This window comes from Yersinia kristensenii, from assembly GCF_900460525.1.
Lineage (GTDB): Bacteria > Pseudomonadota > Gammaproteobacteria > Enterobacterales > Enterobacteriaceae > Yersinia > Yersinia kristensenii.
The window spans coordinates 4667695-4681694 of record NZ_UHIY01000001.1 but is presented as its reverse complement, the minus strand read 5'-3'; the positions used below and the strand labels follow the sequence as shown (position 1 = coordinate 4681694).

Here is a 14000-nt window from a genome sequence, read left to right as displayed (position 1 = left end):
CCGATGAGCTTACACTTGTAAGTGATTCGGGTGAGTGCGCGCAGCTAACAACCCTGCGGCTTCAAGAACGAAGGGTATTTCGGCGGTGTTTGCTGGCCTGCTGTAACCACTTATCCAGCTCATTGGCAAATTGCTGGCGATCCCGCTGATTCAAGGTGTTGGGGCCACCGGTTTGGATACCGCTGGCGCGCATGGTGTCCATAAAGTCCCGCATATTCAACCGCTCACGAATGGTATCCGGAGTATAGCGCTCACCGCGCGGGTTGAGCGCAATCCCCCCTTTCTCAATCACCTCCGCCGCCAGCGGAATATCGGCGGTGATGACCAGATCGTTTTTTTCGACCCGCTGCACAATTTCGTTATCAGCAACATCAAAGCCGGAAGCCACCTGTAAGGTGCGGATAAACTTCGAGGGCGGTGTTTTGAGTGGCTGATTCGCCACCAGTGTGACCATCATGCCGGTTCTGTCTGCGGCACGAAATAACACGTCCTTAATGACATTCGGACAGGCGTCCGCATCAACCCAAATTTGCATCAGTGATGTTCTCCTGTGGCCAGCCAATCTTTGACGGGTAGAAAATCGCGGTACAGTGCCGCTTCGGCGCTATCGGCTGTCGGTTGATAATTATACTCCCAGCGCACCAGTGGCGGCAGGGACATTAAAATAGATTCTGTGCGGCCGCCGGTTTGCAAACCGAATAATGTGCCGCGATCCCAGACCAGATTAAATTCAACATAACGGCCGCGGCGATACAGCTGAAATTCGCGCTCGCGCTCACCCCAACTCAGTGCTCTGCGCCGTGCAACAATCGGCATATAGGCATCAAGAAAACCATTGCCGACCGCCTGAGTAAAATTGAAACAGGTAGCAAAATCGGGGCTGTTTAAATCGTCGAAGAATAGGCCGCCAATACCACGGGCTTCATTGCGGTGCTTAATATAAAAATAATCATCGCACCATTTTTTATAGCGCGGATAGATTTGCTCACCAAAGGGGTGACACAGATTATAAGCGGTTTGATGCCAGTGAATCGCATCTTCTTCAAATCCATAGAAGGGGGTTAAATCAAAGCCGCCGCCAAACCACCACACTGGATTTTCGCCGGGTTTTTCAGCAATAAAAAAACGCACATTAGCATGGCTGGTAGGCAGATAAGGGCTGTTCGGATGAATCACCAGTGACACGCCCAGCGCCTGAAAACTGCGACCTGCTAGTTCAGGGCGATGTGCTGTGGCGGATGCGGGTAATGCCGCGCCTGAAACATGCGAAAAGTTAACGCCAGCTTGCTCGAAGACCGCCCCTTTGACCAATACCCGACTGCGGCCACCGCCGCCTTCCTCACGAACCCAATTTTCCTCTGTGAATTCGGCTTTGCCATCAGCTTGGGCCAGTGCTGCACAGATATTATCCTGCAAATCGAGCAGGTAAGTTTTGATTTGGTCTATATCGGGTAAATTCATCAGAAAGGTTCTAGTAGCCGGGAAATAATAAGGGACTAAGTATACCTCGATTTACCGTCATTGTTGTACTCTCGGTGCGGATGAGTGCTGAGTGAGTAGGATTCTGGCGAGATTTATCCGGATCTTCTCAAATATCATTACGGACTATCACTATGGGAAATATCACTTTATTATTGCGTGATATAATAAAGCGTAATAATCAGCATATTCATTTTACTCTAGGGTGCGAATATCCATGGAAATCCGCGTATTTCAGCAAGGTGATTTTGAAGAAGTGATTCTGCTGTGGGAGCATTGCGACTTGTTGCGCCCCTGGAACGATCCGGAAATGGATATTGAACGCAAGCTGAATCATGACCCCGAATTATTTCTGGTAGCGGAAGTCAGCGGCGCGATTGTGGGTTCGGTGATGGGCGGTTATGACGGCCACCGAGGCTCCGCTTATTATCTGGGCGTTCACCCTGATTTTCGTGGGCGAGGCTTTGCCAATGCGCTGATCAGCCGGTTAGAAAAGAAATTAATTGCCCGTGGCTGCCCAAAGCTCAATATCATGGTGCGAGAAGATAATGATGCAGTGATTGGCATGTATGAAAAGCTGGATTACGAAACCCAAGACAGCATCATGTTGGGCAAACGGCTGATTGTTGATCAGGAATATTAAATTTATAATTAATTGAATTTAAAAGATATTAATTTTATAACTGTTGGTGGAGGTCAGAGGTTTATGTCTGTCCCTCATTTTTTATGCGCCTGTCCGATCTATATTTGACTGATCATTACAAATTGGCGTAAGGTTAAGCTGTGAGCGTGTCCGTATCACCTTGAAGAGGCAAATAGACATGAGTGGCAGACCCCGGGAATTTGATGACGTTGCAGTGGTTGAAGCAGCAATGGAAGTGTTCTGGTCCAAGGGCTATGAAGCCGCATCAGCGCAGGAGCTGGTTGAATGTACCGGGCTTGGGCGCGGCAGCCTGTACAATGCTTTCGGCAGCAAACAGAAGCTTTACCACGAAGCACTCACGCGCTATCAGGAGCTGGGTATTCAGGCGCAAGCGCAAATATTGAATGGCCCCGGCCCCATAAAATCCCGATTGCGGGCGCTGATGCAGTGGGGCATTGACGGTGATCTTGATCCTGTCAAAAACCGTGGCTGTATGGCCCTGTTTGCTGCGTTGGAACGTTCCGGTAAAGATGCCAAAGTTGAGCAGATTAGCAAAGTCTATGTCACCCGGCTGGAGCAGGTTCTGTGCCAATTGTTTACTCAGGGCCAACGTGATGGCGAGGTCTCTCGCGAAAGCTCGGCGTTGTCTATGGCCCGTGCTTTTCTCAGTAGTTACTATGGTTTGCGTATTTTGGGGCGCTCCATGCCAGATAGAGCGTTTCTCGAGGATGTGATGGAAGGTACTCTCGCCAGATTATGATGTTGTTTTTTCCTAAGGGCCATGTGCCCTTTTTGTTTAGCTAATTCTTGAATGATCATTCCATTATTGGGGTATCTACTATGCCGTTTGTTATTTATCTGTTGGGCCTGACAATTTTTTCTTTAACGACGGCTGAGTTTATGGTCGCTGGCATGATGCCGACATTGGCTGTGGCGTTTGATGTGACAGTGGGGCAGATTGGTTATCTCATTTCGTTTTATGCTTTAGGTATGGCGATCGGTGGGCCGTTTTTGACCGCGCTACTGCTGGCCTTGCGGACTCCTAACAAGCAGGCGTTACTCTGGTTGCTGTTGATCTATGTTGCCAGTGGGGTGCTCGCCGCGATTTCCACCCATTATGATGTGATGGCTGTGGCCCGCATAATCATGGGAGTTGCCAGTTCGGCTTGCTTCGGGGTGGCGATGACTATCTGTGCCAGCTTGGTTGCACCGCAAGAACGTGGTCGTGCAGCTTCTTTTGTGCTCGGTGGGTTGATGCTGGCCCCAGTTTTTGGTGTGCCCGTGACGGCGTTAATTGAGCAGTATTTTGGCTGGCGCACCAGTTTTTGGGCGGTTGTGGTGTTAGCGATATTCTGCACAGCGGTCATTGCCTTGTTAGTCCCTGCCTCTAAAGAACGGGATAATATTAGTTTTAAAACAGAACTTTACGCCTTATGGAATCGCAAACTTTGGGCGGCATACGCGACCAGCGGGTTGATCATTGGTGCAACTTTTGCCGCTTTTAGTTTTTTTTCACCGATATTTATCGATGTGACGCATTTTTCAGCGAGCACTATTCCGTGGCTGTTGGTTATTTACGGTGTAGCTAATGTCCTCGGCAATATTATTGTCGGGCGTTTTGCTGATCGCCATACAATCATGGTGCTCGCCGGTGGACTGAGTATTCTCAGCCTCGCACTGCTGATATTCGCGCTATTTGCGCAAAACGCTATCGCCAGTATTGGCGCTTTCGTCGCTATCGGATTAACTGGAGTGGCATTGAATCCGGCCATGGTTGCCCGGGTGATGCGCGCTGCTTCTCCTGGCCCCTTGGTCAATACTATGCACTCATCGGTTATTACCGCTGGGCTTGCTTTAGGTTCTTGGTCGGGCGGGTACGCGATTAATACCGGCTTCGGCCTGCGTTCTCCACTCTGGGTCGGTGTAGTTCTGGCACTGGGCGGTTTGCTGACGTTAATTCCTTATTTACGTGGGAGGGAACCTGCGGCAATAACATCGTAAATATCATTATGTTCTTTAGTTAATACTTTTATTGAAATAGGTATTCTATTTTCCGCATATTTAAATGTGAAAATGTTATGAAGAACTGCCATTTTAAATGATCATTCGCATGATATAGTCAAATTCTATTGTTTTACCAAAAAGAGTAGCAGCGATTTTAATTAATCATTTCATTCATATTTTTCTAATTTTAATATATTAGATAATTTCATATGTACGGGGAAATATATTCTTATGCGTAAAGTAACTTATTTAATGACAACATTAGCTATTGCGTTGAGCACCTTTGCATTTTCAGCTAATGCTGCGCCGAAAGGCAAAGATGCGCCGGTGACGATTTTAGTCTCAGCATTATCATACAGCTTCCCACATTTTGTTTTTCTACAAGAACAACTTGAAGCTGAAGCTAAAACATTGGGTAATGTGAAAATTATTCGTTCTGATGGTCAATTAAGTGCACCTAAACAAATCGCTGATATTGAAGCAGCCATTGTTCAAGGGGTTGATGGCATTATTATCGCGCCCGCCGATGCAACTGCACTGGCTCCAGTATTGCGTACTGCAATTAAAGAAGGTATTTCGGTCGTGACTATCGACCGCCCGGTTAATGGGGTGCCAGAAGTTATTGCCAACGTGGCGGCAGATAATTTAATCGGCGCACAGCGCCAAGGTGAGGCAGTCGAGAAATTATTCCCTCAGGGAGCCACAATTATTAATTTGCAGGGAATCCCAGGTGATAAGACAGCAAATGACCGTAGTAAGGGCGTGCACGATACATTAGATAAGCACCCTGAACTTTACAAATTTGTTGCCGAACAAACTGCGCGCTTTAACCGCGACCAGGGCTTATCTGTGACAGAAAATCTGTTAACCGGTTTGGCAAATCCCCCAACAGTGATTGTCGCGGGCAATGATGACAGCGCATTGGGTGCGGCTCAAGCAGTTGAAGCGCGCGGCCTGAAAGGAAAAATTGCAATCTTTGGTTACGATGGCTCAACCGATGCCCTGAAAGCGGTGCGTGATGGTGTATTAACGGGAACAGTGGATCAGTACCCTGGTAAGCAAGGCCGTGAAGCGGTGAAAATCCTGACCGATTATATTCGTACCGGTGCCCGCCCGGCCACAGTTGATGTTTTAGTGAGCCCGGTCGCTATTACCAGCAAAAATCTAAATGATGCAGAACGTATTGGGCTCGTAAAATAATGTCGCTCGAGACTTTATTATTATCTTCACATCCTGATTCTTCAGCAGTGAGTCGGGATAGTGAGGAATATATTAGCGTTCGGAATCTGACTAAATTATTTTTTGGTCAGACCGTGCTGAATAACGTCTCTTTTTCTCTGCGAGCGGGGGAAATAAGAGCGCTATTAGGTGAGAACGGTGCAGGGAAATCGACGTTAATTAATATATTAAGTGGCGTACATCAACCGGATGGCGGCAGTATTATTTTGCAGGGCCGAACGATTTCATTTAATAAACCACTTGATGCCTGGAAAGCCGGTATTACCACTATCCATCAGGAATTTAGTTTGTTCCCGGATTTAACCGTAGCCGAAACTATTTTCGCCGGACATTTGCCGGTAAATCGATTTGGTTTTGTCCGCTGGAAGACCATTGTGAATGATGCGCGCCAAGTGTTGACATTGCTTGGCGTGTCTATCAATCCATTACGCAAAATTGCTGAATTAAGTATTGCTGAACAGCAGTTGGTGGAAATAGCCCGAGCACTCACATCCAAACCCCAATTAATTATCATGGATGAGCCGACGGCAGCATTAAGCCCCGCTGAAGTCGAAAAATTAAAACAGGTAGTGCGCACCATTGCTGAAAGCGGAGTCGCTGTTATTTATGTTAGTCACCGCCTCGAAGAAATCACAGCACTATGCCAGACCTACAGCGTATTAAGAGACGGCCAGCTTGTCGGGCAGGGCGAAGTTAAAGATGTCTCTATTGATAATCTTGTCCGGCTGATGGTTGGGCGTGATTTAGCCGGGTTCGACCGCTCGGTGCGCGGTGTGACTGGCAGCAATATTCTGGCAGTCGAAAACCTGTCGAGTGCCTCTGCGGGAGCCGATCGCGTCAGTGTGCGTAATGTCAGTTTTACGGTAAAAGCGGGCGAAATTGTCGGTTTTGCCGGGCTGGTGGGGGCGGGAAGAACGGAAATTGCCCGGCTGTTATTTGGTGCAGATCCAATAGGTAGCGGGACATTACGTGTTCAGGGGAAAGCCTACCATCCGTCTTCCCCCCGTGATGCTATTGCCGCCGGTATCGGCCTGGTGCCGGAAGATCGCAAGCAGCAAGCTTTGTTTATGTCTCTGTCAGTAGAAGAGAATTTCGCGATTATCTATTCCCCGTTACGCGCCGCCCATCACTTTATTGACCGGCAACGTGAGCGGGCCTCATTTCTTGATTTTAAACAACAGTTAAACCTGCGCGCCGTTAGCTTGGGGGCCGATATTGCTACGTTGTCGGGGGGGAATCAGCAAAAAGTGGTATTGGCGCGGTGGATGGCTCAGAACCCAGCGCTGCTGATTGTCGATGAGCCGACGCGCGGAGTCGATATTGCCGCGAAAGCGGATGTCCACCGGTTGTTACGGGACATGGCGGCAAAGGGCGTCGCTATCATACTGATTTCCTCAGACTTACCGGAAGTGCTTGCCGTCAGTGACCGCATTCTCACCATGCGTTCGGGGCAATTAACTGGCGAGTTATTGGCGCATGAGGCCAATGAAGAGAATGTTATGCAATTGATGACGCGCTCTCTTGTACCTGTGTGAATTGCGCAAGTATGAATTAATTTATTGGATTAGAGATATGACTATGAGTGCGACAACCCTGACCGGAAATAAAAACAGCAGTAAGACGAAAGCTATTTTGGCGCGTTATGCCCCGCTCATTTTTCTGGTGCTGTTAATGGCGCTATTTGCGTTATTAGCGCCGCGTTTTCTCTCTTCAATCAATCTTTTTAATATTGTCAGGCAAGTTTCTATCTACGGCATTATCGCCGTGGGGATGACATTTATTATTTTGACCCGTGGTATTGATTTATCTGTCGGGGCCATTGCCGCTTTATCTGGTGTGGTCGCTGCGGTGGTCGCCAAAGGCGGTATTGACGGCCAATTTATGCTGTTTTCTGATGGGCGAGAGATTGCTTGGCAATGGGCTGCATTGGCCGCAATTATCACCGGTGGGCTGGCGGGCGCATTGCAAGGGTTGATTATCGCCCGCCTGGCAGTACCAGCATTTGTCGTGACCTTGGGCGGTTTGACCGTATTTCGCGGTCTGACATTGATGATAAGCAACGGCAGCCCGGTCAGTGGGTTTGATGATGCTTTAGGTTGGTGGGGGCGCGGCATGGTGGGGCCGGTGCCAGTGCCAGTGATTGTTTTCGCGGTAGTAGCGATTATCGCCTCAGTGACGCTGCATTTTACCCGCTATGGTCGCTCGATTTATGCCATTGGCTCTAATCCTGAAGCAGCAAGGTTATGCGGCCTGAATGTAAAAGGGGTAGTGACCAGTGTTTATGTGCTGACCGGATTATTAGCTGGCTTGGGGGGCTTCTTGCTCACCGCACGGCTGAATTCTGCGGAGGCGGTGGCAGGGAATCAGTATGAATTGTATGTCATCGCGGCGGTGGTGATTGGTGGCACCAGTTTGTATGGCGGCACCGGCAGTATTTGGGGCACGGTGATTGGCACACTGCTGATTGGCGTGTTGCTCAATGGGCTAGTTATTCTGAATATCTCGCCGTATATCCAGCAGTTGTTAATTGGCGTCATTATTGTTGCCGCCGTGACATTCGATATCTTTATCAAAAGGCAAAAAAGATGAGCAGAGCTGTCTTCCTTACTGGCACCTCTGTTATTGAGGTGTCGAAACAAACCTTGTCGGCGACATCCTTATCCGCCGAATTTGATCATGGCGCTTTGCGCTGGATCCGTTGGCGGGGTGTTGAAGTGTTACGCGCGCTGACATTCCTGGTGCGCACGCCGGGATGGGGAACACCTGAACCGCAGATTAACGGATTAGATATTCAGCAGAGTGATGATGCCTTTGAAGTTAACTATCAGGCGCACTACGTCAATGGCGGCGAACAAGTTACGGTGAATATTCGTTTTGCTGGGCGCAGTGACGGGACATTATCAGCCAGTGCTCGTATTGCTGCCGATACGCCTTTTGCAACCAACCGCACCGGATTTGTGGTGCTGTATCCTTTGGCGGGTTTTGCGGGTACCGCCGTCCATGTTGAAGATGCTGATGGGGAAAGCGCCGAGTTAACCATTCCTGCGGCCATCAGCCCTGGGCAACCTATTTTCAATATTCGCGCCATTACCCATCGGCCGGTTGAAAATCTGTCAGTCACTACCCAATTTGATGGCGATATTTTTGAAGCCGAGGATCACCGCAATTGGTCGGATGCCTCTTTTAAAATATACAGCCGCCCAATTGGTTTGCCTTATCCCTATCGTTTGCTGCCAAGTCAGCCCACGAACCAATCCGTTATTATTCATATTAGCGACGATATCGCCCCACGAGCTGATGAGCCGGCCATCAATACTGCCGAAGCTCGTGTGGCGGTGGGGGCCGCGACCAAACAGCTCATTCCCGCGATTGGTTTGGGGCTGTCTGCGGATGAAAGTGTGGCGGCCATCCCCTATGCGCCACAACTGGCCAATCTTGGGCCAGTTCATTTTTTACTGCGCTATGACCCCGCTGCCCAGCACAATCTTGAGCATCTCGCCGCTGCATCCCAACTGGCGGCCGAGACTCATTTACCGGTGGCGTTTGAATTGCTGCTCACTGCCAGCCATGACCCAAAACCAGAAATCCTACAGGCGGCACAATGGTTAAAAGAGGTCGGAATTTCGCCGGTATCTGTCGCGATCTTCCCCAAAGTTGATGAGCGCTCATTCCAGCCCGGTGAAACTCGCCCGCCATCTCCTTCTGATGTGGATATCTATAGCGCGGCTAAAAAAGCCTTTCCTAATATTCCGATTGGGGGAGGAAGCCCGGCATTCTTTACTGAATTCAACCGCAAGCGCCCCTCGGCGGGCGCATTTGATTTTATCACCCACGCCACTACGCCCACGGTGCACGCGGCGGACGATGCGTCGGTTATCGAAACCTTGCAATCACTGCCACATATCATTAGCTCCGCCAGACAAATTACGGGTTCTGATAAACAGATCGGCGGCGATGTGCCTTACCGCATTGGCCCGATTGGCATTGGTGCGCGGTTAAATCCCTATGGCAGTGGCCCGTTGGCGAATCCAGACTCTGCCCGCGTGGGGTTGGCGGCAAATGACCCGCGCCAGCGCGGCCTGTTTGCGGCGGCATGGCATGTCGGCTACGCCGCCGAGGTTGCCAAACTCGGGGTAGATACTTTGGTTTTGGGCGCGCCGACCGGGCCATTTGGCGTGATTTCAACTCGACAAAGCTATGCCCGTGAATGGTGGGATGAACAGGGCGAGGGCCAGGTGTATCCGCTATTCCATGTGGCCGCTGATCTGGCCGCTGGCAGTGGGAAACCGCGCCTCGAAACCACCTCAAGCAGTGAAAAATTGGCGGTGATTGGCTGGCAAGAGAGCCGCGAAAACATCCTGCTGATTGCCAATCTTACCCCTGAGCCAGTGAGTGTCACGCTAGCAGAGGTGGGTGTGGCTCGGGTGCGCATTCTGGATGTTGCCCACAGTGAACCGGCGGCGTTATCTCCTCAGTTATTCCGTCAGGAAAGTGATGAGCGGAATATCGGGCAGGGCATCAGTCTGGATGCTTACGCAGTGGCAAGAATCAGTTATCAGAGAAATTAAGCCCATGATTGCAAAATTAAAAGGCGCTGTTATTGGCTGTGGCTTCTTTGCCCAAAACCATCTGGCCGGTTGGCAAGATATTGACGATGTCGAGATTGTCGCGGTCTGTGATTTAGACATTGCGAAAGCTAAAGCGGCGGCAGAGAAATTCGGCATTGCGCATTACACCGATGACGTCAACGCACTGTTCGCGGCACATACGCTAGATTTTGTTGATCTTCCCACCACGATGGAAACTCATGAAGCCCTGGTGGCCGCTGCGGTGGCGCATCATATTCCGGTGATTGTGCAAAAACCGTTTGCACCGGATCTGGACGGCTGCCGCCGGATGGTGGCCATGGCACAGGCGGCAAATGTGCCGCTGATGGTGCATGAGGATTTTCGTTTTCAGAATGTTTTCAGAGCCGCGAGAAAGATTATCGACAGTGGCGAATTAGGGGAATTAACCTTTGGTCGGTTGTCGTGGCGAACCGCCATTGATGTCTATTCCAACCAACCTTATCTGATAAAGGTTAAGCGTTTCATGATCATGGACGTTGGCATTCACTTGTTGGATCTGGCGCGGTTTTTATTTGGTGATGCTCACGGCGTGTTTTGCCGCACTCAGCAAATCAAAGCGGGCATTGCCGGTGAAGATGCCGCCACCATTTTACTCTCACATGACAATGGCGCGACGACAGTGCTCGATTTCAGCTATGCATCACAGCGTCTCCCAGACCCTTTCCCACAGACATTGGTCGAGATTGAAGGCACCGCTGGCACCTTATTGATTGGGGCCAATCAGGTGATCACCGTCCACGCTAATGGTCAATCCAGACAGGAAAAAATCGCGCATGACGGGCGGTCATGGGCCAGTGAGCCCTGGACGCAAATTCAGGACAGCGTGGTGCATACCCAACGCCATTTTATTACATGTTTGCGCCAGAATCGCGAACCGGAAACATCAGGGCGAGACAGTTTATTGACCTACGGCTTGCTCGAGGCGGCCTATTTGTCGGCGTCAACCGCGCGGCAAGTTCAGCCCGAGAGAGATTAAAACTCGCGAGGAGACATGATGAGTTTAAAGAACATAAGATTAAAAAACATAGGGTTGGAAAATAATCGGCCATTGGGGAAAACAGGGTTTCACCTCCCGGTGATTGGAGTGGGAACCTGCCCACTCGGCGAGTTATATGAAGAAATCGCCGAGCAGGATGCGCAGGCGACACTGGAAACCGCCTGGGATAATGGCATCCGTTTATATGACACTGCGCCGTGGTATGGGCGTGGTCAAGGGGAGCACCGCACCGGGCGATTTTTGTACAGAAAAAACCGCGACGATTATGTGCTGTCCACCAAAGTCGGCCGACGCCTGCTCGCGCCGCGCGCGCGCAAAACGTTCCAAACTGCGCCCTGGCAAGGTGGGCTGGCCTTTAATCATGTCCACGATTACACCTATGACGGCATTTTGCGCTCCTATGAAGACAGCCTACAGCGGCTGGGGATCAATAAAGTCGATATTTTGTATATCCATGATTTGGATACCGGCTATTTCCCCGATGAACAAGATTTACTCAGCAAATTAAAAGAGCTGGAATCTGGCGGCTTCCGGGCGTTGGAAGAGTTGAAAGCCGCTGGCGAAATTGCCGCATTCGGTGCTGGAATTAATGAGCCAGGCATGATTAACCGCTTCTTAGATCGTTATCCATTGGATGTGTTTTTGGTGGCGTCGCGCTACACCTTGTTGGAGCAAGAAATCTATGCCGACGAGCTGCTGCGGGCACAACAACAGGGCGCGGGCATCGTCATTGGCGGCGTATTTAACTCCGGGGTTTTGGCGACCGGTATTCAGGATGGCGCGCGTTATGACTATGGCAAATTGCCGGTTTCAGTGGCTGACCGAGTGAGAAAGCTGCAAGCCGTCGCGGCCGAGTTTGCTGTCCCGCTGGCCGCCGCCGCCCTGCAATTCCCATTGGGATTCAGTGCCGTCGCCAGTGTGTTGTATGGCCCATCCCGGTTGGCTGAAGTCACACAAAATTCAGTGAATTTTCAGCATCCTATCCCCACAGAATTTTGGCTGGCATTAAGAGCGCAGGGGGTGATTGCCGAACATATTCCACTACCCGGCCTGCCAGCATGAGTGCGGAACCATTATTTTTCAGGGGGTTATATGACATACAAAACAATAATCTCGGCCAATGAATTGGCTGACCATCTGCATGAGACCAATTGGGTCATTTTAGATGCGCGCTTCACGTTAGAGGATGAAAACTGGGGGGAAATCCAGTATTCGGCGGGGCATATTCCCGGCGCTCACTACGCCAATCTGGCCACGGATTTGTCCGGCACGGTTATTCCGGGGCAGACCGGACGCCGCCCACTGCCGCAGATTGAGGTGTTTATCAACACACTTTCTCAGTGGGGAATTGGCCCCGACACGCAAGTCATTGTGTATGACGCCAGCGGCGGATTGATGGCGGCATCCCGGACATGGTGGATGTTGCGTTGGTTAGGGCACGATGCAGTGGCGGTATTAGATGGCGGTTGGCCGCAATGGATTGAGGCCGGTTACCCGACCTCCGCCGAAGTTGAAAGCCCGACTCTGGCTGTATTTGTTGCCGAAGAGCGCCCTGATTATCTTGCGGACGTGGCGCTGGTGGATAGTGTTCGTCAGAACCCGGAATGGGCGGTGTTTGATTCCCGCTCAGAAGCCGGTTTCCATGGTGGCGGTGTCTATCATGATCCGGTTCGTGGGCACATTCTGGGCGCCAGGCTGGCTGACCGCGCCAATACCCTTGACAGCAATGGGCTGTTTTTTTCACCACAACAGTTACGTCAGCATTACACCCGTCTCTTGGGGGACGTGCCGATTGAGCGCACTATTTTTTACTGTGGTTCCGGCGTAACTGCGGCTCAGAATCTTTTGGCGGTGGCACATGCGGGGTTGGGTGATGCCAAACACTATGTGGGTTCTTGGAGTGAATGGATTATTGATCTCGCACGTCCGGTAGAGCTTTAGATCCTGCAACTCCAATGACGTTGGGTCTGGCTTTTAGCGAAAAACAGATTTTAACATTTCATATCAATGCTGGCGGTGGTGTCGGCGGGTGATTATTTGAAGGTATCTATGAGTAATATTATTGAAAAGCTATTTTCGTTACAGGGCAAAGTGGTGCTGGTTTCTGGTGCGGGCGGTGCCATTGGCAGTGTGCTGAGTAAGGCGCTGGCGAATGCCGGAGCAACAGTGGCATTACACGATATCGATATCGCGCGCATCCAACCGATTCAAGACGCCATTGAAGCCGAAGGCGGCAAAGCTTTGTCGATTACCGCTGATTTGAGCGATGTCGCGGCATGCCGCCAGTTGGTCGATACTGTATATGACCAACTGGGGCGTATAGATATCCTGCTCACCAGTGCCGGTGTCAATCGCAGGAAGCCGATTAAAGATGTCAGCGCCGAAGACTTTGATGCCATTATTGATATTAATTTGCGTAGCGTTTACTTTTTGGCGCAAGCCGTCCAACCCTATATGGCGAAACAAGGGGGCGGTAAAATCGTGAATATCAGTTCACTGAGTGCGAAGCACGCTTTTAACACAATTTCTGTCTATGCCGCGTCAAAAGCCGCCGTCAGCCAATTAACCAAAGCAATGGCGCGCGAATGGGTGGGTGACAATATTCAAGTCAATGCGATTGAACCGGGTTTTATTAAAACTGAGTTTACCCGCCCGCTGTGGGATGATGAATATCGCTCCAAATGGTTCCAGAACTTTATTCCTCAAGGCCGGTTAGGTAACCCAGATGATCTCATTGGCGCAGTGCTGTTTTTAAGCTCGGCTGCATCGGCTTATTTGACCGGACAAGCAATTACCATTGATGGGGGGGTGTTGTCAGGTTCTTCATGGGTGAATCCCGATCCCCTTCGCTCTTGACACTGCGGCGGTGTTAGCGGCGCTTGCGCACCCGAATCACTGACTGCCCGTTGACCTTAAAATAAATAGATTTATCGGAATGCGTTTACTTGCTGCCTATCTGTAGCTCCAATGATTTTGGGGATCCTCATTATTGCTTGACGCCGCAGGGGGT

13 protein-coding genes are annotated in these 14000 nt (G+C 50.5%); 11 read left to right on the top strand and 2 right to left on the bottom strand.

The genetic code is table 11. The features are described from left to right. Window positions 1–61: 61 nt before the first annotated feature. Window positions 62–535, bottom strand: a complete 474-nt coding sequence (locus DX162_RS21875; RefSeq protein ID WP_032820846.1) for a YaiI/YqxD family protein — start codon at window positions 533–535, stop codon at window positions 62–64. Continuing rightward, on the bottom strand, window positions 535–1461 hold the full coding sequence (hemF, locus tag DX162_RS21870; RefSeq protein ID WP_004392524.1) for an oxygen-dependent coproporphyrinogen oxidase: 927 nt from the start codon (window positions 1459–1461) through the stop codon (window positions 535–537). The genes DX162_RS21875 and hemF overlap by 1 nt, the downstream gene beginning before the upstream one ends. 235 nt (window positions 1462–1696) lie before the next feature. On the opposite strand from hemF, the gene DX162_RS21865 reads away from it, so the two are divergent. The 11 genes from DX162_RS21865 to DX162_RS21815 all read left to right on the top strand — a co-directional run bounded on the left by DX162_RS21865 (window position 1697) and on the right by DX162_RS21815 (window position 13846). Continuing rightward, window positions 1697–2122, top strand: coding sequence for a GNAT family acetyltransferase (locus DX162_RS21865; protein ID WP_004392525.1), 426 nt, complete (start codon window positions 1697–1699; stop codon window positions 2120–2122). A gap of 178 nt (window positions 2123–2300) precedes the next feature. Further along, the gene (locus DX162_RS21860; protein WP_032820847.1) at window positions 2301–2882 is read left to right on the top strand and encodes a TetR/AcrR family transcriptional regulator; all 582 of its coding nucleotides are present in this window, start codon (window positions 2301–2303) and stop codon (window positions 2880–2882) included. Window positions 2883–2962: 80 nt separating this feature from the next. Continuing rightward, a complete protein-coding gene (locus tag DX162_RS21855; RefSeq protein WP_004392527.1) occupies window positions 2963–4123 on the top strand; it encodes an MFS transporter in 1161 nt (386 codons plus the stop codon). 234 nt (window positions 4124–4357) lie between these two features. Next, on the top strand, window positions 4358–5326 hold the full coding sequence (locus tag DX162_RS21850) for a substrate-binding domain-containing protein (RefSeq protein WP_004392528.1): 969 nt from the start codon (window positions 4358–4360) through the stop codon (window positions 5324–5326). 113 nt (window positions 5327–5439) lie between these two features. Next, window positions 5440–6900, top strand: a complete 1461-nt coding sequence (locus DX162_RS21845) for a sugar ABC transporter ATP-binding protein (RefSeq protein ID WP_004392530.1) — start codon at window positions 5440–5442, stop codon at window positions 6898–6900. A 43-nt stretch (window positions 6901–6943) separates the two neighbouring features. Continuing rightward, window positions 6944–7954 carry an ABC transporter permease gene (locus DX162_RS21840; protein ID WP_004392531.1) on the top strand — a complete coding sequence of 337 codons (1011 nt, stop codon included), beginning with the start codon at window positions 6944–6946 and terminating at the stop codon, window positions 7952–7954. Further along, window positions 7951–9933, top strand: coding sequence for a D-apionate lactonase family protein (locus DX162_RS21835; RefSeq protein ID WP_050413831.1), 1983 nt, complete (start codon window positions 7951–7953; stop codon window positions 9931–9933). Before DX162_RS21840 ends, DX162_RS21835 begins: the two co-directional genes overlap by 4 nt. A gap of 4 nt (window positions 9934–9937) precedes the next feature. Next, complete coding sequence (locus tag DX162_RS21830) at window positions 9938–10969, top strand: Gfo/Idh/MocA family protein (RefSeq protein ID WP_004392535.1); 1032 nt, start codon at window positions 9938–9940, stop codon at window positions 10967–10969. Between the two features lie 18 nt (window positions 10970–10987). Further along, a complete protein-coding gene (locus DX162_RS21825) occupies window positions 10988–12052 on the top strand; it encodes an aldo/keto reductase (protein WP_115155893.1) in 1065 nt (354 codons plus the stop codon). A gap of 30 nt (window positions 12053–12082) precedes the next feature. Continuing rightward, window positions 12083–12931 carry a sulfurtransferase gene (locus tag DX162_RS21820; protein WP_004392540.1) on the top strand — a complete coding sequence of 283 codons (849 nt, stop codon included), beginning with the start codon at window positions 12083–12085 and terminating at the stop codon, window positions 12929–12931. Between the two features lie 108 nt (window positions 12932–13039). Next, window positions 13040–13846 (top strand): SDR family NAD(P)-dependent oxidoreductase, encoded by an 807-nt coding sequence (locus DX162_RS21815; RefSeq protein WP_032820862.1) that lies wholly within the window; start codon window positions 13040–13042, stop codon window positions 13844–13846. The last annotated feature ends 154 nt before the right edge of the window (window positions 13847–14000 follow it).

What these genes read in the sequence shown, in the direction of transcription:
- DX162_RS21830 (WP_004392535.1), top strand. Translation starts at nt 9,938, where the DNA reads ATGATTGCAAAATTAAAAGGCGCTGTTATTGGCTGTGGCTTCTTTGCC.
- DX162_RS21855 (WP_004392527.1), top strand. Translation starts at nt 2,963, where the DNA reads ATGCCGTTTGTTATTTATCTGTTGGGCCTGACAATTTTTTCTTTAACG.
- DX162_RS21840 (WP_004392531.1), top strand. Translation starts at nt 6,944, where the DNA reads ATGAGTGCGACAACCCTGACCGGAAATAAAAACAGCAGTAAGACGAAA.
- hemF (WP_004392524.1), bottom strand. Translation starts at nt 1,461, where the DNA reads ATGAATTTACCCGATATAGACCAAATCAAAACTTACCTGCTCGATTTG.
- DX162_RS21860 (WP_032820847.1), top strand. Translation starts at nt 2,301, where the DNA reads ATGAGTGGCAGACCCCGGGAATTTGATGACGTTGCAGTGGTTGAAGCA.
- DX162_RS21850 (WP_004392528.1), top strand. Translation starts at nt 4,358, where the DNA reads ATGCGTAAAGTAACTTATTTAATGACAACATTAGCTATTGCGTTGAGC.
- DX162_RS21820 (WP_004392540.1), top strand. Translation starts at nt 12,083, where the DNA reads ATGACATACAAAACAATAATCTCGGCCAATGAATTGGCTGACCATCTG.
- DX162_RS21825 (WP_115155893.1), top strand. Translation starts at nt 10,988, where the DNA reads ATGAGTTTAAAGAACATAAGATTAAAAAACATAGGGTTGGAAAATAAT.
- DX162_RS21865 (WP_004392525.1), top strand. Translation starts at nt 1,697, where the DNA reads ATGGAAATCCGCGTATTTCAGCAAGGTGATTTTGAAGAAGTGATTCTG.
- DX162_RS21875 (WP_032820846.1), bottom strand. Translation starts at nt 535, where the DNA reads ATGCAAATTTGGGTTGATGCGGACGCCTGTCCGAATGTCATTAAGGAC.
- DX162_RS21835 (WP_050413831.1), top strand. Translation starts at nt 7,951, where the DNA reads ATGAGCAGAGCTGTCTTCCTTACTGGCACCTCTGTTATTGAGGTGTCG.
- DX162_RS21815 (WP_032820862.1), top strand. Translation starts at nt 13,040, where the DNA reads ATGAGTAATATTATTGAAAAGCTATTTTCGTTACAGGGCAAAGTGGTG.